Source organism: Desertivirga xinjiangensis (assembly GCF_024436435.1).
GTDB lineage: Bacteria > Bacteroidota > Bacteroidia > Sphingobacteriales > Sphingobacteriaceae > Desertivirga > Desertivirga xinjiangensis.
The window spans coordinates 1048372-1070181 of the sequence record NZ_JAFMZP010000001.1 but is presented as its reverse complement, the minus strand read 5'-3'; the positions used below and the strand labels follow the sequence as shown (position 1 = coordinate 1070181).

At 41.2% G+C, this 21810-nt stretch carries 26 protein-coding genes and 1 pseudogene; 10 read left to right on the top strand and 17 right to left on the bottom strand.

All coding sequences use genetic code 11. The features are described from left to right. Position 1: 1 nt before the first annotated feature. The 7 genes and pseudogenes from J3P37_RS04440 to J3P37_RS04410 all read right to left on the bottom strand — a co-directional run bounded on the left by J3P37_RS04440 (position 2) and on the right by J3P37_RS04410 (position 4690). Positions 2-1429 (bottom strand): ATP-binding protein, encoded by a 1428-nt coding sequence (locus J3P37_RS04440; protein WP_256009798.1) that lies wholly within the window; start codon positions 1427-1429, stop codon positions 2-4. A gap of 34 nt (positions 1430-1463) precedes the next feature. After that, positions 1464-1760, bottom strand: coding sequence for a GNAT family N-acetyltransferase (locus J3P37_RS04435; protein ID WP_256009797.1), 297 nt, complete (start codon positions 1758-1760; stop codon positions 1464-1466). An 89-nt stretch (positions 1761-1849) separates the two neighbouring features. Further along, positions 1850-1966, bottom strand: a pseudogene (locus J3P37_RS04430) (GNAT family N-acetyltransferase); the annotation flags it as partial. A 77-nt stretch (positions 1967-2043) separates the two neighbouring features. Further along, positions 2044-2523 (bottom strand): VOC family protein, encoded by a 480-nt coding sequence (locus J3P37_RS04425; protein ID WP_256009796.1) that lies wholly within the window; start codon positions 2521-2523, stop codon positions 2044-2046. A gap of 70 nt (positions 2524-2593) precedes the next feature. After that, positions 2594-3478 carry a pirin family protein gene (locus J3P37_RS04420; protein WP_256009795.1) on the bottom strand — a complete coding sequence of 295 codons (885 nt, stop codon included), beginning with the start codon at positions 3476-3478 and terminating at the stop codon, positions 2594-2596. Between the two features lie 28 nt (positions 3479-3506). Continuing rightward, positions 3507-3989: an LLM class flavin-dependent oxidoreductase gene (locus tag J3P37_RS04415; protein ID WP_256009794.1), complete on the bottom strand. Its 483-nt coding sequence runs from the start codon at positions 3987-3989 to the stop codon at positions 3507-3509. A 47-nt stretch (positions 3990-4036) separates the two neighbouring features. Beyond that, entirely contained in the window at positions 4037-4690 is a 654-nt protein-coding gene (locus J3P37_RS04410; protein ID WP_256009793.1) for a hydrolase, read from the bottom strand. A gap of 426 nt (positions 4691-5116) precedes the next feature. On the opposite strand from J3P37_RS04410, the gene J3P37_RS04405 reads away from it, so the two are divergent. The 3 genes from J3P37_RS04405 (at position 5117) to J3P37_RS04395 (ending at position 6585) form a co-directional block, all read left to right on the top strand. After that, on the top strand, positions 5117-5701 hold the full coding sequence (locus tag J3P37_RS04405; protein ID WP_256009792.1) for a Crp/Fnr family transcriptional regulator: 585 nt from the start codon (positions 5117-5119) through the stop codon (positions 5699-5701). Positions 5702-5963: 262 nt separating this feature from the next. Continuing rightward, positions 5964-6221 carry a GNAT family N-acetyltransferase gene (locus J3P37_RS04400; protein WP_256009791.1) on the top strand — a complete coding sequence of 86 codons (258 nt, stop codon included), beginning with the start codon at positions 5964-5966 and terminating at the stop codon, positions 6219-6221. After that, a complete protein-coding gene (locus J3P37_RS04395; protein WP_256009790.1) occupies positions 6184-6585 on the top strand; it encodes an OsmC family protein in 402 nt (133 codons plus the stop codon). The genes J3P37_RS04400 and J3P37_RS04395 overlap by 38 nt, the downstream gene beginning before the upstream one ends. Positions 6586-6682: 97 nt before the next feature. Here the strand turns inward: J3P37_RS04395 and J3P37_RS04390 are convergent, their stop codons facing one another. Further along, a complete protein-coding gene (locus J3P37_RS04390; protein ID WP_256009789.1) occupies positions 6683-8566 on the bottom strand; it encodes a monovalent cation:proton antiporter-2 (CPA2) family protein in 1884 nt (627 codons plus the stop codon). Between the two features lie 2 nt (positions 8567-8568). After that, positions 8569-9171: a glutathione-regulated potassium-efflux system oxidoreductase KefF gene (gene kefF, locus J3P37_RS04385; RefSeq protein WP_256009788.1), complete on the bottom strand. Its 603-nt coding sequence runs from the start codon at positions 9169-9171 to the stop codon at positions 8569-8571. A gap of 581 nt (positions 9172-9752) precedes the next feature. Here kefF and J3P37_RS04380 point away from each other — a divergent pair. Beyond that, complete coding sequence (locus tag J3P37_RS04380) at positions 9753-9995, top strand: hypothetical protein (protein WP_256009787.1); 243 nt, start codon at positions 9753-9755, stop codon at positions 9993-9995. Between the two features lie 131 nt (positions 9996-10126). On the opposite strand, the gene J3P37_RS04375 is transcribed toward J3P37_RS04380, so the two are convergent. After that, positions 10127-10729, bottom strand: a complete 603-nt coding sequence (locus J3P37_RS04375) for a hypothetical protein (RefSeq protein ID WP_256009786.1) — start codon at positions 10727-10729, stop codon at positions 10127-10129. Positions 10730-10743: 14 nt separating this feature from the next. Then, the gene (locus J3P37_RS23050) at positions 10744-11178 is read right to left on the bottom strand and encodes a LytR/AlgR family response regulator transcription factor (RefSeq protein ID WP_369414048.1); all 435 of its coding nucleotides are present in this window, start codon (positions 11176-11178) and stop codon (positions 10744-10746) included. A gap of 328 nt (positions 11179-11506) precedes the next feature. Between J3P37_RS23050 and J3P37_RS04370 the strand changes: the two genes are divergently transcribed. The 3 genes from J3P37_RS04370 to J3P37_RS04360 all read left to right on the top strand — a co-directional run bounded on the left by J3P37_RS04370 (position 11507) and on the right by J3P37_RS04360 (position 14094). After that, entirely contained in the window at positions 11507-12127 is a 621-nt protein-coding gene (locus J3P37_RS04370) for a hypothetical protein (protein ID WP_256009785.1), read from the top strand. A gap of 676 nt (positions 12128-12803) precedes the next feature. Then, the gene (locus tag J3P37_RS04365; RefSeq protein WP_256009784.1) at positions 12804-13085 is read left to right on the top strand and encodes an AAA family ATPase; all 282 of its coding nucleotides are present in this window, start codon (positions 12804-12806) and stop codon (positions 13083-13085) included. Positions 13086-13215: 130 nt separating this feature from the next. After that, entirely contained in the window at positions 13216-14094 is an 879-nt protein-coding gene (locus tag J3P37_RS04360; protein WP_256009783.1) for an ATP-binding protein, read from the top strand. A gap of 141 nt (positions 14095-14235) precedes the next feature. On the opposite strand, the gene J3P37_RS04355 is transcribed toward J3P37_RS04360, so the two are convergent. From J3P37_RS04355 to J3P37_RS04335, 5 genes are all read right to left on the bottom strand, one after another. Then, positions 14236-14439, bottom strand: coding sequence for a hypothetical protein (locus tag J3P37_RS04355; protein ID WP_256009782.1), 204 nt, complete (start codon positions 14437-14439; stop codon positions 14236-14238). A gap of 270 nt (positions 14440-14709) precedes the next feature. Continuing rightward, positions 14710-15288 (bottom strand): hypothetical protein, encoded by a 579-nt coding sequence (locus J3P37_RS04350; RefSeq protein ID WP_256009781.1) that lies wholly within the window; start codon positions 15286-15288, stop codon positions 14710-14712. An 85-nt stretch (positions 15289-15373) separates the two neighbouring features. Continuing rightward, a complete protein-coding gene (locus tag J3P37_RS04345; RefSeq protein WP_256009780.1) occupies positions 15374-15733 on the bottom strand; it encodes a hypothetical protein in 360 nt (119 codons plus the stop codon). A gap of 117 nt (positions 15734-15850) precedes the next feature. Further along, positions 15851-16291 (bottom strand): CHAP domain-containing protein, encoded by a 441-nt coding sequence (locus tag J3P37_RS04340; protein WP_256009779.1) that lies wholly within the window; start codon positions 16289-16291, stop codon positions 15851-15853. Positions 16292-16394: 103 nt separating this feature from the next. Then, positions 16395-16778, bottom strand: coding sequence for a hypothetical protein (locus tag J3P37_RS04335; protein WP_256009778.1), 384 nt, complete (start codon positions 16776-16778; stop codon positions 16395-16397). A 77-nt stretch (positions 16779-16855) separates the two neighbouring features. On the opposite strand from J3P37_RS04335, the gene J3P37_RS04330 reads away from it, so the two are divergent. Further along, positions 16856-17602, top strand: coding sequence for a hypothetical protein (locus J3P37_RS04330; RefSeq protein WP_256009777.1), 747 nt, complete (start codon positions 16856-16858; stop codon positions 17600-17602). Between the two features lie 580 nt (positions 17603-18182). On the opposite strand, the gene J3P37_RS04325 is transcribed toward J3P37_RS04330, so the two are convergent. Continuing rightward, entirely contained in the window at positions 18183-19763 is a 1581-nt protein-coding gene (locus J3P37_RS04325) for a TROVE domain-containing protein (protein WP_256009776.1), read from the bottom strand. Positions 19764-20055: 292 nt separating this feature from the next. On the opposite strand from J3P37_RS04325, the gene J3P37_RS04320 reads away from it, so the two are divergent. Then, on the top strand, positions 20056-21249 hold the full coding sequence (locus tag J3P37_RS04320; RefSeq protein ID WP_256009775.1) for an ImmA/IrrE family metallo-endopeptidase: 1194 nt from the start codon (positions 20056-20058) through the stop codon (positions 21247-21249). Between the two features lie 9 nt (positions 21250-21258). Beyond that, positions 21259-21810 (top strand): hypothetical protein, encoded by a 552-nt coding sequence (locus J3P37_RS04315; RefSeq protein ID WP_256009774.1) that lies wholly within the window; start codon positions 21259-21261, stop codon positions 21808-21810.

Here is a 21810-nt window from a genome sequence, read left to right as displayed (position 1 = left end):
GCTATTTTTCTTCAGAGACATCACTATCTATTAGGAAGCAAACCGTAAAAGTGGTATCGCCAGGTGTTGAACTAACTTTCACTGAGCCCTTGTGCTTTAAAACAATCCGTCTAACGGTTTCTAGTCCCATTCCGGTGCCTTTACCTAGCTCTTTGGTTGTAAAAAAAGGATCAAAAACGTTAGATATAATGCTTTCAGGAATGCCCGGCCCGTCGTCGTTGATGGTCACTTTTACAAATTCCCGGTCTCTTTCAGTGGTGATAGTCATCATTCCTTTCTTATTCGCTTCCATCGCGTCAAGCGCGTTATCGATCAGGTTGGTCCAGACTTGATTTAATTCCCCCGGATATACTTTAACCGGAGGCAAACTCTCATCGTACCGCTCAATTAAACTGACGTTCCCCCTCCTGAATTTATGGCCCAGGATACTAATGGTATTCCGAATACCCTCGTGAATGTTGGCTGAAATCTTCTCGGAGCCCCGATCCATATGGGTATAGATCTTAACGGATTTGATTAATTCTGATATCCTCGACGCGGATAGCTGTATATCCAGAACCATTTTTTCCGTGACGAGAACGTTTAGAATCCAACTAAATACCGGTTTTCGGGCATTAGCGGGAACAAACTTTTTAAAGACTTCAAGGCTCTCTGTTCCAATGTTAAAATCCGCGAAGATTTCAGCCATCTCTTCTGAATCAGATATCTCGTTTTCGTCGAGCCAGTCAGCGATAAGTTCTTCTTTTTTTGTACGCTCCTTCAGGCTCAAATTGGAGGGCTGATACCCCGACATGATACGAAGAAGTTCCTCGTTGGCGCCCTCCACCTGGTACGGTTCGAGATGTATCGCTGTTAATTCCTTAAATGCCAATGGTTCTAACCGAAGGTGCTGGCGTAATGACAAAGAGTCGCTTACCAGAGCCGAAGCCGGATTGTTAAGCTCATGCGCTAATCCCGCGGCAAGTTTGCCCAATGCGGCCATTTTATCAGTTTGCTGTTGAAGCGTAGTGTAATCCCGTACACGGGTACTCATAACATGTACCAGTGCCTGGGTGAGTTCAAACTGAGTATTGATCATTTCCCTGATCCGGTCAGTCGGAAATGATAAAATTCGAACGGGACCTTGAGCTTGAGCATTCAGCGAAGCCACACTACTGCGAGAGTAAGGAAGGTAGCCGAATATATCTCCTTTTGTCAACGTAGAGATATCTCTCTTTACATCAACCTGATGCAGATAAACGCCAATTTTACCTTCAAGGACGAAATGCGGGCCGTCAATCTTGGTCCCTTCCTTTCCTACGAACTCACCGTCTGAAAATTCACGGGCGCTGCTCTGCTCGACCAGCCACTCGAGTTGTTCGGCGGGAACCGCGGACAAGCGTCCGAAACTTAGTAACTGATCAACGTATGTAGATATTGTGTTAGACATCGCTTAAATTTTAATAAAGAAAACTCTTAAAGACCTAGTCGCTTTTCTCCCAGACATCGCCATATTGATCCGGCTGCGCTTCAAAACGAGCACGTACGAATACACATAATGGAACCACCCGCAATTTATTGGCTCGGACGAAAGTCACCATTTCATGTAGCAACATGGTGGCAAAACCGTTTCCTTCCTTATCCTCGTCAACTTCGGTGTGGTACACAATCATTTTGGTATCCTTAATCTTCACAATCATTTCACCTACCTTAGTTCCGCTCTCGTAAAGGTTAAACGCATCGGTGTCTGATCTGCCGGTTTCGAATTTAATATCAATCATCTGAATTTTGTGTAATGAATATTAATCACTGTCCTTGCTATTAGATTTATTTGGGGTTTCACCGAAAGTGTACGGGCCGTATTTAAAAATCACGCCAGGACATCATGATATTCTGATACAGCGTCAAAGACATGCCTGGCGAAAGGGCAAAGAGGCAAGATCTTAATGTGTCTTTCTCTCGCGAAAAGCACTGCCTGACGTACTAAGTGCTTTCCGGCATTTTCTAATTATAACTAATAATCAATAAACAGGTTTCGGTGATATCAAAGGATAATTGTGCTAATTAAAGCTCAAGTAAACCCTCTACGTCTAACCGTTTGTTGTGCATGGTTATTTTACCATTGTTATCGTACCATTTCTCTCGGGAGCGGTCCCAGTACAGTTCAACTCCGTTCTTGTCAGGATCGTTAAGATAAATGGCTTCGGATACGCCGTGATCCGATGTCCCTGTTATAGGGTAATTTTTCTTTATCAGTCGGCGCAAAATTGCTGCAAGATCTTTTCTTTCAGGATAAAGAATGGCTGTATGGTATAAACCGGGAGCACGTTCGGGCGCCGGACCGCTATCTTTACTATGCCAGGTATTTAAACCAATATGATGATGATATCCTCCCGCTGATATGAAGGCAGCCTGATCGCCATAGGTGTTGATCAGTTCAAAACCTAATAAACCGCAGTAAAAATCAAGCGAGCGTTGCAAATTGCTTACTTTCAAGTGTACGTGGCCTATACGGGTTTCGGCGGGTATGTTGTAGTTGTCCATGATTCAAAAATAGTTTAGGTTCTTTATGAGGTTGATAAGCTTTGCAGAAAAAGATCTTGGTCAGCCTGCCTTAGAGTATTTTTAACCTTTGCTTTTCGTAATCGATATTTCCGTAATCGCCATTATAAAAATCCCGGTAGGCAATGGCGATATCCAATTTGGAATTCATGACGAAAGGCCCCTCCGCGTAGATGGATTCCTGATAGGTCTCGCCACCGAACAATAAGAAGTCACCAGCCTCCTGGTTGTCATTTTCCAATTTAATGCTTCCTGCCTTCCTGTCAAATTCTATGAATTCACCAGCATTAAACTTTTCGTCATTTATGGTGGCCGGAAGTACGGGCAAATAGGCTGCTACTTCTAACTTTTCAGCAAAATCTGTCGTGAAGCTGGCACCCGGCTCCAAATGGATATGGTAGAGAAATTGTTCTGAATAGTTGGGTATCGCAGAACTTAGTTCGTCAAATGAACCGGCGACAACTTTGATCCATCCTGTTCCTTCCGGCAAGTCTTTATAGGGCACTTTATTGCCTTCAATAGCCAAATATTCTGGTTTTTCAGCTTTTTCCTTTGCCGGAAGGTTGATCCAGAATTGAAAGGCATGGACCATCTTGGAATCTGTCCGAGAGTCATAGTTGAGCGTTTCATCGTGGATGATCCCGTTCCCGGCCTTCATCCATTGGATTCCGCCCGAATGTACCATGGCATAGTTCCCGGCACTGTCGAAATGTTCGTCCTCGCCATTTAAAATGTAGGTTAACGTAGCGATGCCCCGGTGCGGATGCGCGCCGGTACCCTCCTTGTTGACCCTGGTTTGGATCGTAGGAACGATATGGTCCAGGAATACGAACGGGCCTACCGCGTCTGCATATCTGTTGGCCAGTATGCGGTAAATTTTCAGGTCGCCTATATCTGCCCTTTGCCCCTGGGTAGAAAAGCTGCTTTTCTTTTTCATATTAAATATTAATCTTGAATAGTTTAATTCAATTAAATGGTGGTCGGGACTTAGCATTATGTCTAACAAACGGTATAACTTTTGAACCAATCAGTTCAATGGCTTGCATCGACTGCTGATGAGTAAGGCCAGCAATATCCATCTGGAACATAAAACGGTCCACCCCCCCAAGTGCTTCGCTGTGGTGCAACAGCTTCGCAGCAACCGTTTCCGGTCCGCCGACCACAAGGACACCTTTTTCCGATATCAGATCGTCGAATTGACTTCTTGTGACAGGCGGCCATCCGCGTTCGAAGCCTATTTTCGTCCATGATTCTTTATAGCCCGGATAGTAATCATCGATCGCCGTTTGATCGTCCACACCAACATAGCCGGGCGAATGCAGGCCCACCCTTAGCTGTTCCGGGCTAAAACCGGCTTCGGCGCCTGATTTTCGATAAAGGTCGACCAGCGGCCGGAAGCGCTCGGTTTCCCCGCCAATGACGGCCACCATTAAAGGAAGCCCTAGCATACCAGCACGCACACTCTGATTAACCTCAGAGTGTCGATTGACTTTGGTTATTGTGCCGGAACTGGCGTATTTAATAACTGCTGTTCCCAAGCATAAGCAACGCCGGTCGCTCCGCAATGCTCGATCATCAAACCGGCCAGCTGGGCAGCTGTATCCAGACGTGCCCAATCACGCTGCCATTCAGATATGACCGCAAACCAGTTAATTGGCGTAATACCATGTTGTACCATACGACGTACAGCCATTTCGTGCGCTTCCAGGGAAGACGACCCGCACGCATCTGTTACAACAAATACATCATAGCCTTCAGCTGCTGCCTGTATGGCCGGCATAGCGACGCATATATCGGTCCATAATCCGGCAATAATCAACTGCTTGCGGCCGCTTTTCGCCACAATATCGGTCACATTGGGGTCTTCCCAGGTATTGATCCAGGTACGGTTAATCGGTTTTTGCTCCGGAAATACATCCTGGATTTGTTTGATGATCAACCCGCCACGCTCCTCCAGAACCGTTGTCAGGATGGTTGGCACATTAAAGATCTTTGCGGCTTTTGAAAGACCTGCAACATTGTTAATGATCATCGTTGGCTCGTGGCTGTTAAGATTAGTGAATTGAAATGGCTGGTGATCGATCAGCACAACGATACTGTCCTCAGGACGCAACAGGGCCTCAAGGCCTTTTTTTTGAATGTTTGACATGTTTGATATTTCTAATATTAATTAAGAATTGCAATGCGCCTAAGAAATAATGGTTAGTATAATCCTCTCTATTTCGAATGTCTTTCGCCGTCCTTCTCTGCCATTCGCAATTGGAACAGCCATAAGCAGACCTGTAAGGCAAATCAGGGATCGTATAGCCGATAACGCAAATCATGATAATTTTTAACTATTGACAGAGCAAATTTCGAGATCCCGCCAGAAGGAAAAGATGACATTTGTAGAAAAATAATGTAGATAATTGTCTATAAAATTCAGAATGCTATCAGGTAAAACGAGTAAATACTTCGTAACAACCCACCACCAGCTGGTTATATCAGACATATTGACTCCAGCTCGTAAGAATCTGCTTTTACCATATATTTGCAATACGTACGATAGTAATAATAAAGTGATAAGAGAGACTATATGCATGAAGTTTTTTTTGACTACCTGAAGAAATTCAGATCTGAGCCGCTTACAGCCGAGGAAAAGGAATTGATAAGACAGACATTTACTCCCTCCAAACTAAGGAAAAGACAATTTTTATTACAAGCCGGGAATCAGTGCAAGCATTTTGCATTTATCGTCAAAGGTGCAATGCGAAAGTATACCGTAGATGACAGAGGGGTTGAACATATTATACAGGTCGGTATCGAGAATTGGTGGATGGGCGACCGCGAAAGTTTTGTAGAGTCCACGCCAAGCCTCTACCACATTGATGCCTGGGAGCATTGCGAACTGCTTTGTATTACATTGGAAGGCACGCTTCAACTACAGGAAAGGGTACCCGCGTTCCGTGATATGAAAATGAAGCTTGACGAGCGTAATATGATGGCCAACACCCGGCGTCTTGCATCCGTAATAAGTTCTCAGGCAGATAAGCGTTATACCGATTTCGTAGAATGCTATCCTGAACTTATCGCACGTTTCCCGCAGCATATTATCGCATCGTTCATCGGTATCAATAAGGATACGCTAAGCCGCGTCAAACGTCAGTTAAATCTTAAATAACACGTCTGCGATTTGCAATAGATATTTATCTACCACCTTTTTCGATAAATGTCATCTTCCTCTTTGAGCTCCGTTGCAGAAATTTGCGTGTCAACTTATTTCGTTGAAAATGAAAGCATGTATTCACTACGGCGTTGTGCGAGGACGCTGCTCCAGGTCTGTAACCTAAGGCACGTAAACGGATACGGCCACAAAATGCAAACCAGCTGGGAACTGGTCGGCCAGGTCGCCCCATGCTCAGGCGCTTTAAGTATCAAAGAGGATGTCCTCAATAAACGAAAGACAAATAATGGAAAATACAAAAGTTGTTTTTACGGACCGTGTCCACGCTGAAGTCCAGCTGTTCTCAAACGATGTCCAGGCGGGTAAAATGAACCTGGCTATGACAGGCGGAAGACTGGCGGTCTTCCATACCGAGGTCTATCCGGAGTTTGAAGGCCGTGGCTTTGCAAAATTGCTATTAGAGCAACTAGTCAGCTATATTGGAAACACCTGTCAAAGGGGCGATCGGCAGCGATAAATTCAGAACAGCTATCCACTGGAGGAATGGTGTACTGATCACGGACGAACCCGAAAAATTGGGCGGAAAGGATATTGGTCCGGATCCTTACACACTCTTATTGTCATCTCTTGTTTCCTGCACGCTGGCGACACTCCGGATGTATATCGATCATAAAGGACTGGAGATCCCGGAGATCAAGGTCGAAGCCAATATGTTCCAATTGATTGGGAACAACGGCACAGCCCTGCGCATTGATCGTACGATCTCCATCAAGTATGATACTGGTCCGGAGTTACAGCAAAGGCTGATTCGGGTTGCCGAGAACTGTCCTATTTCCAAGATGCTGAAAGGAAATATCAACATCCAGACGGAATTTAAGTAAGAGCCGAATAAATGCAACTAAAGACCTTCCCACTGGTAGACTTGTCACTCTCAGCACAGATTTCCCGTGATTTTTGGATATAAATCGGCCAAACATTTTATTGAATATTTGGACGCTTGGCTTCCGCCGCCTTCCTTAAAGCGTCACTATCCCAGCCACTATCTCTTTCAGTGATTTCTGTATCTTTCATATCACTTAATATCAGTTCTTCAAGTTCAGTGATGCGTTCTCTTGCTACTTTGATGTAAGATGAGGTGTTATTACGATAGTTGAGAAGTTCAGTAAGTGCTCTTTCATCATGACGAAGAAATGTTCGGGCTGCCCGATGCGTATTATAGGCCCTCAAACCTAGCATGCTTAAAGCATCTGTGCCCATTCGTAACGATGAATCAAGTGTTTCTCTGTAGATATTATCTACACCGGCTTCCATCAGGTCGTAGGCATCTTTGCGGTCGTAAGCCCTCGAAAGAATCTTCAGATGCGGAAAATGACTCTTTACCATACTTACCATCTGAAGGCACTGTTCCGGTGTATCCATGGCAATAATAATTAGTTTAGCGCTTTCGGCGCCGGCCGCTTTCATCAGGTCAAAACGTGATGCATCGCCATAATACACTTTAAATCCGAATTTTCTAAGGAGATCAACCCGGTCAGAATCATTGTCAAGAATGGTTGCTGAAATGCCATTAGCCTTTAAAAAGCGTCCAACGATATTTCCATACCGGCCAAAGCCGGCTATTATTACGGGATGCGTTTCGTGGATATCGTCGCTTTCGCGCTTCGTTTTCCGTTTAGTGAAGAAGCGTGGCATGATCAGGCGCTCGTTTAATACAAAGATAAGCGGACTTAGTGCCATGCTGATTGCCACCACCGCAACCAAAATACTGATGGTGTGTTCGTCAAGTAATTGATACTGTCCGGCAAAAGAAAAAAGAACAAAGGCAAATTCTCCCGACTGTGCCAGAGCAACGGCAAAAAGCATGTTTTGGTCACCTCTGATATCAAAAAAGTACCCCAATACATACAGAATAACACCCTTGATAATAACCAGACCGAGTACAAGCGCCAAAATAAGACTGGGATTAGTGCCAATGAGTCCAAAGTTGATAGAAGCACCTACAGCAATGAAGAAAAGGCCCAACAGTAGCCCTTTAAAAGGTTCTATATCACTCTCCAGCTCATGCCGGTACTCGCTGTTGGCCAGCACTACCCCGGCGAGAAAGGTTCCCAGCGCAGGACTTAGTCCAACCACAATCATCAGTTCTGCAATAGCAAAAACCAGCAGAATAGCAGTGGCCATAAATAATTCTCGCTGACGGGTTTTTGCAACCCATCGAAACACCGGCCCCACCACATATCGTCCTGCAAGAATGATTCCTCCAATGGCAGCTAAAACAAACAGCGTTTGCTGCCACCCTGGAAGGTGTCCAATGAAACTTGTACTGACCACATTATTTTGCTGTGTGGCGAGTAAGGGAAAAATAGCCAGCATAGGGATAACGGCAATATCCTGCGAAAGCAGTACGGCAAAAGAGGACTGTCCGGCTTTGGTTTTTAATAGGCTCTTCTCGCTCAGGGTCTGCATTACGATAGCAGTAGATGAAAGTGCAAGTATCAGGCCGATAACTAAAGATGATTGCCATACCTGACCGGCCAACCAGGCGATGCTGCCCAATACAATTGCCGTAACCAGAATTTGTACGCCGCCCAAACCCAGGATCAGTTTCCGCATACGCCAGAGGAGGTTGGGTTCTAGTTCCAGGCCGATTACGAACAACATCATTACCACACCAAATTCGGCAACATGCATTAGCTCCTTCCCTTCTTCGCCTACAAAGCCCAAAAGATATGGGCCGATGGCTATGCCTGCAAACAGATAACCAAGGACAGAGCCTAGCCCTAACCGTTTGGCCAGGTTTACCCCCACCACTGCGGCAGACAGATATACTATTGCTTGTATCAAAAATGATTCTTTACCCATATCTATAAGGAATAAGGTTTCTGTATCAGGTTGTTCATATAAGATGAACTTACTAGGTCGCCTTCGCTAAATCGGCCATCACGCAGTCCGGTGATTATTTCCCGGTAGTCGTTTGCGAAGGCTGCTGCTGCTTCTGGCGACAATAAATGCGAATTATGAACTACAAAGGGAGGATAATAGGTCATTTTACATAGAAACGCTGTTTGGTCGAATGGTGCCATTAATTCTGTAATGGTATACCTGTTGTGACCTTCTTTTTGATAGGCTGCGAAACTGCCACCTGAACTGAAAGCATTGAAGATCTTTTTATTTCTGAGTTGGGTACCTCCTCTTCCGTAGGCCCAGCCGTGTTCGAGCACCAGATCGATCCACTGCTTCAACAAAGGAGGAACGCTGTACCAGTAAAATGGATGATGGAAAACGATAATATCATGTGCCAGAAGCAAAGCCTGTTCATGGGTCACATCAATATCGAAATCCGGATAAACTTCATACAGGTCGTGTATGGTAACCTGTTCAAGATCGGCTATATTATCTATTAATTGCCTGTTGATTTTTGATTTTTCATACACCGGATGGGCAAATAAAATAAGTACAGCGGCCATGTCTTAAGTCAGAAAGAGTAATCGGTTAAATATATTACTAATTATTGAAAGGAACAGACGGTTCGGTTTTTTTCTCCGGCAGAGTGCCCCTCCACATCTGTACTGTTTTTCTGAAGATTAAGTAATTCGTCCCGGCTAATATTTAGCCGCAGTTTCCATTCTGCCAAAAACTCACCCTTTTCTGATCCCTGGAGGATCTATAAGGTTATACTCAATCACTTTCCGATACAGAAAGTGAAACACTATTGATAGTCAGCCACATGTATATCAAGAGATACAAATAAGAAACAGAAAAAATTCGATAACTGGCCCTGTTTTTTCACGTACTTATTCTTACAAAAATCTTACCTTTGTTGAACATTGAAAACAACCATCTGCCATATGGTTCTTGCATATATGAGCCCTATTCTTCCAAAGATTAGGGTTGTCAGTGTTATTCATTCGTGCTAGAAATAATCACCAATTTTTAGTAGTCAAAACTCAATACTTTAACAAACAGCCTTTATTCCTGTTAACCAGGAAAAGTGTGCATCACATTAGTTATGCTTGTTTGCGAATGACTACTTCACAGGAATGTTCAAATGATCGCTGTTAAAAATGTTGGCCGGGAAGAAAGTGATCCGAAAGCTGTTGTTACCTGGTTCAATAAAGCGAAAGACCGGAATGGCATGCTCGTCCAGATTGTTAAAGATTTAAAGGCCTGGTGTGATTTTAAGCGGAACAAAATGCCAAGCGGACTTGCGATGGCGATACTAGCAGTAAACGCTAAGGAGGAAATTGTTCTAAACGAACGGGAAGACATCAGCCTCCGCGATATCCTCTAAGAAATTAAAAGAGCCTTGAATATAAAATTTGTTGCCCTTGCCGGGACAATAAGCTTATACGATGAATCTGGGACCGGCGGCCATCTTAAACCTTGTTTCTCCGATGTTAACAACATATAGAATATCTCCAGCTATAACTTGGTTGAAGTTCGCCGGTATATGGAATTTAACTTAATAGTTTTCCATCCTTCCCTCATAAGCAAAGCTTTCTCAGTTTCTATTTCAATTGTATTATCATTTTTGTATGATACAGATGATGGAATTGTATGCCTTTTCCCGTTGGGTACTTCATTTTCCTCAATGACTTCAATAATGCGTAATTCCTCCTTGATATAAACATTTCTTGGGAGACCCTGGACCTGATAACTTATGTTTATCGAAGAATCGAAAATTTCTGGCTCCTGAAGCTTGCCATCAATCGTAAAATATTGCTCAGGCCAGAACTGCTCAAAAATTCCCGAATACTTGTTTTTTAATACGTCAGTGCTAATGCGAATTTCTACTTTACTCTCGTTAAGAAAAGGAATTTCGTTAAGCAAATCATTAGACTTATTTCCATCGCCGTTTATATCAACAGGTTCACTTGATGTAGACGAAATTATTTCATATTTCCCATTAAATTTTTCATAAAGCGCCTTATATGCCGGATTTACAGAGCTATCTTCAATTCCTGTTTTACAATTCGTCATTAACCCAACAAAAGCTGTAACCAAGATGATGTTTATTTTTCTCATAGTGTTTGTTGTGTTTAATCGTGTTTTAATGTGAATTTTCCTATTTTTTTCAAGAATAAATCTTTGAATCCTTTTCCTATAGAAATCTGCGTTTTGTCTTCCATAAAGATAGTATTGAATTGCACAAAATCAATCCTATTTATATTGACAACGTAAGACCTGTGAACTCTAATAAAAGAAGGAAGATCTATAAGTTTTTCCTCGATCGACTTAAGGCTCATATAACATAGATGCTCCGCATTGCTTAAACGAATAGTTATATAGTTTAATGCTGCACTTATGAAAATAATTTCTTGAGCCCGAATTTGAATCAGCTTTCCTTTAATTATGCTGTTAACGAAAAAGCTCTCCGGTACCACTTTTTTAATTCTATAGCTGTTTATTAGAACTAATGAACGCAAAAATATTTCATAGCTAATCGGTTTGAATAGCACGTGTGATGAATTCATCCAACGGTCTTAACATGGAATTCGAAGCAAAGTTAATTCTTGATGTAAGACAAATCATTGTACCCTACGACCCGACCCAACGAGATTCATACGGTAGATTTGCTTTGGGAAATAATATAGACTATAATACTTGGATTGAAGATATAACTAACGGAGGAAAGGCAGTCCCAACCGACTTCGAGCCTATGAGATTAAAATATTTTGAGTACTTAGACTTATTTTTACCCAATAACCCTTATTACAGTTATATGTCAAAGGATAATTCGCTTGCACCTAAGGTCCTTATTGATTTGTTGAAAGATTCAAAGTGTCTTTAAAAATTCGAAAAATGAAAAAGCTATTAGTAATTATATATCTGCTGATTTCCAGCATTGCATATTCTCAGTCTCAATTTGATAACCAAACTGCAGTTACATCGGCTGATGGAGTTGTTTACAATGTCTTATCTATTGGTGGTGGTAATAAGGTTAGAGTTATGAACAGTGCAAATACTTTACATAACGTGGTTAAAAATTATCCAATAAAGACAACTGATGATCTCGTAATAAGTAATATTTTAATGCCGCTGACCCCATTGAATCAAAATTTTAGTAAGGAAAAGTTGCTAGCATTCAAAAATGACCCTGCCAAAGTTAGAGTATTTGTCATTTTCGACAGAAACAATGTGATACGAGAAGTATCCTTCTTCCTTGCAAAAAATACTTCTTTTTTAGTTGACGATTTACAGAAGCTTGAAGCAATATTAAAAACTTGCACTATGTATTTTCATCGACTATCAGATCAAGTTAATGGCAGACCAGCACCTTCGCGAAACGCGGACTATTACCCAGAACTTAGCGGTATTCCATACTTTTCAGCATACGTGACTTTAGATTTTTCTGATGCATATAATGCCGTGTATACAAGAGATCGTCGGGGTAATCTTGTTTGGACCTTTCCCAGCAATTAATTCTAGGTACGAGTTGCGGTTAATGGGTTTTTAGCCAATAACCACGAAGGAAAGCCGTCTTATTTTTTAAGTTATGAGCGGTTTTCCTTTTTTACGACTAGACAGGGAATGGTGAATTTTAATAAAGGCACAGGTGCACTTAAATTAGATAATTTAGAATGAGCTGAACTACAATAACAGTTGGCAATTCGGATAAGTGAGTGTTTTTGGCCTGGAGAAAAAACCTTAGCTGTCTTTTGCAAAAAGAACTCTATTTTATTCTCATGCTGAGGAAGGATTCACATTGCTGGATATTACGGTTCGAATAGTGCCAGTCATTTGGGTTAGATGGGTTCTCCGTCACTTTTGGTGAAAGTTCACTAAATAATTACACCTTTAACGTCAAGCCTACCTTCTTTTCGAAGTATGCGCCCGACCAACTACATGTTTTCTTTCTAAATTAAGTTTTTATTGTTCTGTGGAAACAGCTGCCTAATGTCCTTATGGTTAATGGTCATGATATTCTGCAGTGCGTATTTTAGCCATTGGAAAGGACTCTTAACTACACCCAAAATATAAGAAATAAGCAGATCACAATCTGGTTATTTCTTATATTTGTTTAAGAACAAGCAAGATAATGAAATTAACAAGTATTATTCCTGCAGAAAACAATAGAGCGGTTACATTATGAAAACCCATGGTGGGTGAACAGACAGGTACACCACCTTTTAAAGTGATGCAACGGCGCTTGTACTTCGACTTGTTTTATCCCTTCGTCAAAGAAAAAGACATCAGAAGAGCAGTAGTCCTGATGGGACCAAGACGTGTAGGAAAGACTGTTATGATGTTCCATGCTATAGATGAACTTCTTCATGAAGGAGTTAATCCGCAGAAAACATTTTTTGTAGGAATAGATAATCCTATTTACCTGAGCTTAAGTCTGGAAGATCTCCTTAGTGCTTGTGGATTCTTATCCTGATACCAAATTTATTGTTTCAGCTTCAGCAGCAGCAGCGTTAAAATGGTACAGCATAGAAAGTGGAGCTGGCAGGTTTACGGATTTCATGTTACCGCCACTGACATTTCAGGAGTATATACATTTGAAACAAATGAATCATTTAATTTACGACGGAGTGATTCAGTACGCAGGAAAAGCGATAAACTATAAATTGAGTCACGATGTAAAGACCCTTAATAAAGAATTTATAAATTATCTGAATTTTGGAGGCTACCCTGAAGTTGTTTTGTCTGAAAAAATACAAAGTGATATGGGGCGCTATGTAAAAAATGATATAGTTGATAAAGTTCTTTTAAGAGATCTGCCAAGTTTATACGGAATAAAAGATGTACAGGAATTAAACCGATTCTTTAGTTATATTGCATTTAATACCGGAAACGAGTTTTCCTATGAAACAATGTCCAAAGAAAGTGGCATATCCAAAGACACTTTGAAAAAATACCTGGAATACCTGGAATCAGCGTTTCTGATTAAGGTTTTAAATAAAGTGGACATCAATGCAAAGAAACTCAAACGCGTTACCAGCTTCAAAGTATATCTTACCAACCCCTCACTAAGAACCGCCTTATTCTCACCAATCAACGAAACTGATGCAGCCATTGGAAATATGGTTGAAACAGCCGTCCTATCACAATGGATGCATAGAGAAAACCTCGATCTTACCTATGCCCGCTGGAAAGACAGAAGAGAAGGAGAAGTCGATCTTGTATTGCTGGATGACAAAAAATTCAAACCAGTATGGGGAGTTGAAATAAAATGGAGTAATCGCTATTTCGATAAGCCACAGGAACTTACAGGCCTGATCCAATTTTGCACTGCAAATAATTTCAATTATTCCCTTATAACAAGCATTGACAAACATGGGCTGAAAGAAGTAAGTGATCTGGTATTTACATTTATCCCCTCCTCAATTTATGCTTTCAATATTGGAGATATTACGTTAAGGAAAAAAAGTGTCGGATATGATTGATGCATCAATAGCGTCGACCAGAATAAAAATGAGGATGTTTGAAAGTGAAATTATACTTAGTCTGTTTTTTTAATCTTAAATTTTTCGGGGCGCAGTCTGTATATAATGTATCAAATGAACGCTGATTGACCGGATGTTAAGCTAAGCAATAACAGGGTTTTTTATATTAATAACGCCATGCTCTGAAAGCCATCGTTCAAATAATTCCTCTTCCTCGGGGGTGAAATGAACGATCTGGCCCGAGCGGAGCATGATAGTAAAAATATTTCCTGCCTTGATGTACTTCGCTAAGTCTGAAAAGGAATGCTCAAATCCAGGGAATAAGGAGTCTAAGGTTGGTTTCATGTTTAGGTTTTTACGATTTCTGAAAAGTACGCTCAAAAATAATAAAATGTTTGATAATCAGATGGTGAGCAAAGGGACTGAAGCCGCACCTGTGTGACCATAACCTTCGCGTCAGAAAGAACGAAAAAGACGAGACAGCAGTCATTGAAAAGCTGAAAGATGCTTCTGGAAAACTGGTGAGTAGCCTGATGGCTGCGGCCGCAATGATATGGGCCTCCTGTAACGTCCGTAAAATCCCCCCGTTATCCTTCACACTAAATACTCTTCTTATCAATCATAATCCGTTCCCCTGTTTATCACCAACACCTTATTTAGCGCTTCTAACACTACTTGAACATTTTGGTCGTCGGATGCTAATTGGAGCTCTCCGGTGTAATAATTTTCATGAAAATCATCGTATAACTCATTGGGTGGCTCTGTAGAAAAAGCGAGCTCCCAAAGTGCTTCATAAACGCGGTTTAAATCTCCAAAAATCTCTACCTTATGATAATCAAGGTAAGTTTTAAGGTATCTATCATGTTCTTCCTCGGATACATTATTAGAATCTGGGTCATCGCTCACTTCCAGCTCCTCTTCCGAAAGACTATTCAGGTTCGACAGGGACTCCCTCGCATCCGCCAGGATCTCAATCATCTTAATAATATCGGGTATTGCCCGATGATTTAAGGATTTAAAAATTTCAATGTCTATGGGAAGCGTGTCTCCATCCTTCAGGGTTACTTTCCAGTCCTGCCATTCCTCTTCCAAACCAATAGAAAAACCTAAACTATAAAAGTCCAGGGCGGCATCGTCAAGCAGGTGATATAGTTCGACCAGTTGCTGGCGGTAATTAAATTCATTTTCGCTCATTTTAAATCAGCTAGTGTAGTTCTGAAATGATCAATGGTGTAAACAAATATAAAATTCCCGGTGAAATTAGGGGCGCATGCGGCCCCTAAAAAACAACCAAGTAAAAACAGTTATTGCAGCCCCGACCCAAATCCACATATGCCATTTCACGTTCTTTTTGATCTTTAACAGCGCTGTGGATGTCACTTACAGCCACGCTTGTTTTTGTCTCCTTTTTACCAGCAGAGTCAATTTTCACAGACTTGTGCGCTGATAGAGAAGCAATCCCCTGGTGCCAAACTCCTCCATTGCCAGAAATCCTCACGATTTTCGCCTTACCACTAAATCCCGTAGCCAGAGAGAAAGGAAACTCACCATCTGGACTTATCTGAACCTGGTAAGTGTGTTTGCCCGAATCGGCATATATCAACTGTATATCACTGTCTGTTCTTTCCTTTAACGACACCGACCTTTCCAGATCTTCCCGCTGAACAAAACTGCTGTCTGCTTTTAATTAGCGACCGACTTTTTACCACCGAGCATCCAGGAACAAGCACAATAATCACAGAAAAGATTAAAGTTTTCATAACTCCTTCCCTCCTATGTAATCTGAAACTTTGTAAATCGAGCTGGTCATCCTTCGCCTTCGATGCACCCCATCACCTTCAATACTGCCAGAAATATTGGTATTTCCCTGGACCGAAACAACATATTTATCCGACCACTGATCTATGAAACCAACATGGGCAATTCTTCCCTTGTCAGGGAACGAAATGCCAAACACATCTCCGATCTCCGGAACCTGCCCCTCTTTCAATAAACCCCGGCTGCGTTGCCAGATCAAGTTTGAATTTTGGAAAAGGTCAGGTGACCAGGCACTTCTGGGGTTAGCGATGCCTGCCTGCCCCAGAGCCCAACATACAAACGCCGCGCACCAGGGATTTGAAGCTTTAAGATGAACATAGCGAAGGTAGGTTTCTACCCTTGTACCATCATTCCTCCCAGTTTTCTCTCTTACCCCCACTTCTGTACTGTAATCTTTTGGAGGAGGAGGCGCAAAGACTTCGTATTTTTGTCGCTTCTAACAACAGCAACACTAACATTGGCCGCTGTAGGCAAGGCTGTGGTTACATCAGCGCTGCCAGTGTAAACACAAACGCAAAAAGCAGCAACAAGTAGAAACTTAAGAATATCATTAACTTTTGCCATGGTAGTAATTGATTAAAAGTTTGCTCAAAACCGAATTCAGAATACTCTGCCATTATCGGCCAGATGGTTCGAATGATCCACCAGGTCATAAACTGGAAGAAAAACACCGCCAGTGAAGCCAGGATAATGGCACTCAGTACACCCGCATCAAAAAGTGCTGCCGAGCTATCAAATAGCCGAATCGCTCCTGGAAACAGCAGGAACATCAGTAACCAAAGAAGAAGATTAACCAGTTCCCGATTAAAGATAACCCTCGGAATATGTGGCCACTTAAGCCACTTCTTTAAAAGTATCGTTGTCATAATTTTTAAATTAAGTGTTAGAAACAAACCCAGATAAGTAGTTGCGGACGCTTAATGCCTTATCTAAAAACATAGCAATGTGCTGGGATGAACACCTCATCGACAGATATATACAAAAAATTGACAAAGAAAGATTAATTAACAATCCCGGTGTTTGTTGGACTAAAAACATGTTGAATGTTCTTTCCGATTGGCTAAATCAAAGGACCCTAAATTATGACAACGGCTGGGGTTGCATAGCACGTGCCGACGGGAAGTGGAAAACTTTAGAGATTCTCACAGAGTTTAACGATAAGATCGCATGGAAATTTCTTTCCACTAATACTAACATTGACTGGCGGGCAATATTAAGAACCTCACTATCTGAGTATTTCTTCCGGACATATTACTCCTACAATACTGTTTATGTTGGACTAATGGGAATAGCTTCTAACCCTTCCTTTCCCTGGACAGAGGAGCTGCTGTCAGAAAAAACAAGCATCATCGAGAACAATAAGGATTTCTGGGGATATTTCAACTCAAATTACGGCCTAAAAAAAGACATTTCGATAGTTCGGAAGTTTTCACAATATTTAAGCTTTAAACATCTGTCTTATAACGATTCTGTGGTCTGGTCTGAGGAATTATTGAGTGAATTTATTGATCATCCCTGGGATTGGAGCAGCTTATCTAAATCAACTACTCTACCTTGGTCTGACGAATTGCTGAGCTCTGGAAAAGATTTCAATTGGGAGTGTATTGCAAATAATGAGGGGGTTTTCAAAAGAATCATCCAGCCAAGAATAAATCCTCTTTTCATTAACGAAATAATGAACATGGAGTAGATGTTAGGAACTGTGTTAGAATAATAAACCACATAAGTATACTAATTACAAATGAAAGAGCAATAGCTAGTGTGTGTGTCTTACAGGATTCGAACCGCCCGCTTACACGGTTTCACCAACGAAGTATCACACACTTACGGCATCTCTCATTATCTTATTAAAAGGGTAAAAATCAACAAGTGAAACACACCTTTCGGTGTTTCCTGCTCTGACCAACTGAGCTACATTGACCGAAGCCAATGGCCGGACTCGAACCGGCGACCTGGACGTTAACTGCGAAGTAACACTCATTTACGACACCTCTTATATCAATTTCTTTTAAGAAGGGCGAAAAGTAACAAGCCACCGGCATTGACCGGTAATGATTCTTTGGACGAAGTAAGGCTTATTAACGGCACCTTCTTTATAATAAGGAGCAACAGGCGAACGCGGGACGGGGGCTCGCTATAGGGACTCGAACCCTCAGCATGATTTGCATCACACTGCCCTCCCCCTTCATGCAGCGAAGTAACCCGTTTCTACGGCATCCTTATTTTTTAAATATCTTTTAAAGTATGGGGCATTAGCATCCCCGTACTATTTATAACTCTATGTTGTTGATAGCATCCAATGCTGAACCTCCGTTTTCCAGTGCAGCTAAAACAACGAAAACTTTATCGCTCCAGCCAGCTACCAGAAACACATCGTTGCGCATTACTTGCAATGGTGCTTGTCCGTAACCTTTTAAGTCGAACAGGTATAACTTTGCATTTGGTGCAACCTCCCGCTTGTAACGGTCCCAGTAAAACTGGATGCTTGCAGAACCACTGCCTTTGCTATTATACAATTGCATATCAGTAAACAAAAACACCTTATCCATTTTTACCCTTCGGGATAAGAGATCTTGTATTACCAGATGGCCGTTAGTAGCATACCCAACCTCACCTTCGCGGCGATAAAACTCCTGAACGTTATTTAAAATGTTGTTACGAGGCACCGTGATAGTTTTCCAGGTATCGCCAAACATACCCACCTCTACATTTTTGCACCGGCTTTGTAACAGCATAGCCAGCATCAAACCTACATCGTATAATAACACTTTCGATTTTGCCGAAACAGGTGTTTGCATAGAGCCGGAAACGTCGCAAGCCAATAGTACACGTGTTTCGTAACCGAAACCTTGTATGTTAACGGCACTTGCCTGTACTGCTTTCTCCAATGCATCTAACAAACTGCCGGTATAACCTTTGTTTCCCGATAAAAAGGCGCTAAATTTTCTGGTTAAACCTCTTACTAGTGATTCGTCAGCTGTCAACAACAGTTCGCGGTAAGCCGCTAAATAACGGAAGGGAAACTGCTTTGCTTTAGCAACTTCATCCGCATCAGCTAAACGAGCACATATCTTTTCAAAATGTGCATAGCTCACGCCTGCTTCCTGTATGTTCCGCAGATTCCGCAATAACGCCATGTAACCCAACTTGCCGCTATCAATCAGCTCTTCCCACTTGGCACGAAATGCCACAGCTTTGGCTTCATCGCTATCGTAATTCAGCTGGCCTAATGCCGACAACTCAGTTTCCCAGGTATAAGGTGTTTGCAAAGTGCCTTTCGCTATTTTGTTAAACAGCTCCTGCTGTGCATTATCTTTCGCCTGTGGGTGAACCAGGAACAACGCATCACGTAATTTAATTTGACCATCCCGGTTGTATTTGGCAAACTGGTACTCGTCGAAACGATTAAAGCTTGCTGATAAACCTTTTTGCAATTGCTTGGATAAGCGATTCAGCTTTTTAGTGCCGGTTCGTTCATTCAACAACTCATAGCAAGCCAATAACTCCGTGATCTCGTCTGCACGGTTAACCACGCCTTTTGTAGCCCGAGCAACCAAATCATCGCCAGAGTGCTGTTTAGCCAGTTCGGTTACTAATACCAGTGGGACTGAACGCATATACATTTTAGTACGGGCATATACTGCCAGTTTAGCTACAAATATTGGATCGCAAGCTGCTACTAATATCTGCAAACGGTTTAAGCGCTCCTGGTTTTTCTCATAAAAGGAATCGTTTAAGCTCCAGGTTACTACGGCGGTATATAACTCCATTTCGGGACTTAGCATAAATGCTTTTGCTCCTTCGTAGTTAACGGTCTGATTTTTGAATTTGCTTAACAGGTTGAATTTCATTTTTAACCTCCTTTTTTGTTTTGTTGATACAAAGATTGGGAGGCAGTGCGCAGTCTTTTTGCGTAGTGAAAATTATTTTACTTTTTGGCGATTTGTGTTCGCTAGGAAAAATCAGGCTTTATTCTAGCACGGGTTAGGGAATGGAATTTTAATAGCAACATACAGGTTCTTCTGTTCTATGATCCATTAGTTTTTTCAGTTATATGACCGATATAAAAAAAAGGGTAATTCCCCCTTATTATTTTGATTCTTCCAATACTTAGCCTAAATTTGAGGGTAATTACCCGCACTCATGGAAAGATTTGATGTAAACAAATTACTTAATGAAATTTTCAATAAACAAACTGACATTGATTTAAAGGCTGCATTTGAAGAAAAGCTTTTTGAATATAATCTAACAAAGACCAAGGCATTAAAATTACTGAAGATCGATAAAGATGTTTTCGAGCAGATAATAACCGGAACAGCTAAACAGCCTAACCTTATCCATGTTGTAAAGATTGCTGAATTCCTGGGTATTGAGATTAGCAAACTAATTTCTGTTGTGCTAAAAAACCAAAGCGAGGAAAACATAGCATCAATTGATAGTGCAAGAAAGACTGCATTTCTTTTAAGAAACTTTGATGTTAAAACGCTTACTGCACTAGGATTTTTTGACACTGATGATGATACAGACAATCTTGTTAAAAGGGTACTTGACTTTTTCGGCTATGAAAGCATCCAAGACTTTGAACAAGAATTAGAGCAACCTCTTTATAGTCGTACCAAAAGAAATTTTTCTGAAAAGATGAAAGATTTTTGGGTTAAGTCTGCATATCAAACTTTTAGAATAATCAATAATCCAAACGAGTATGATAGGGTGCGCCTTAAAGAAATTATTGTAAAGATCAAACCTTACTCGCAGGACGAAAACAACGGTCTTTTTACGGTATGTAAGGCGCTTTATAACATTGGAGTTACCGTAATATTTCAAGATTACCTTTCCACGACACAAGTACGGGGAGCAACGTTTATAATCAATAATAAGCCTTGTATTGTTATTACTGATTTCAATAAGAAATATCCCACTTTATGGTTCACTCTCCTGCATGAACTACATCATGTTTTGTTTGACTTTGATACAATAGCAACAAATAACTTTCATTTAACAGGCGATACTGACCTGTTTCTGATTGAAGAGAAGGCTGATGCATTTGCAAGAGATTTTTTTATGCCCGTAGAGAAATTTCAGTTTATTAAGAAATACATTAGCAATGCCTTTATCGTTTCCAAATTTGCAAAAGAGAACGAAGTACACCGCTCGATGGTCTATTCTTTTAATGCCTGGTATCAAGAGAACCTTTACGGGAAAAACTATCATGCGTTAGGCAGGGAGTTTTATCCTAGTTATCAAGATGCAATCAAAAAGTTAAATCCTATTAGTTGGCATGACGCTAGTATTAAGGAAGCTAGCGAAAAGATCAAGACAATTTTAGAGATCAAATAATTATTAAATATGAAAGAAGATAAAGAAATAAAAAAGCAGGAGGGACTATCTGAGGCCGATCGTGAAAGAATGGAACTTTTACAAAAGGCAAATGAAAAAGTAGGAAAGCAGCTTTCCATTAATTCTCAAACAGGTAATTTGGAAGAGATTGATGAATTAAAGCAGCTAATTGGTAAAGAATTTGAAAATCCGGAAGAAAAATATAACATATATTATCAAGGGATTAGAAGACTACTGATGAACTACTTGCCTAAAGGTAGAGAGTTTAAAGAAGTAAGAGATATTATCTATGACGAAAAGAATATTTTCTTAAATCTTGGCAAGAAAAAATCAGACAACAATGGTATCCGTAAATCAGATGGAAGAATGACCTACCAGCCTGTAATGAACGAAATCTTGGATATTATTGTCGATTGGGTTGCAAGTTCTCAGAATGCATTTGATATATACCGTGAGTTCTATCAATTGAATGAAAAACATGGATATGGACATGAAGACTATGATGTGACCACTGCCAGTGTAGCCAGAGCAATGCTAGAATTATCAGAAGATAAAAGATAA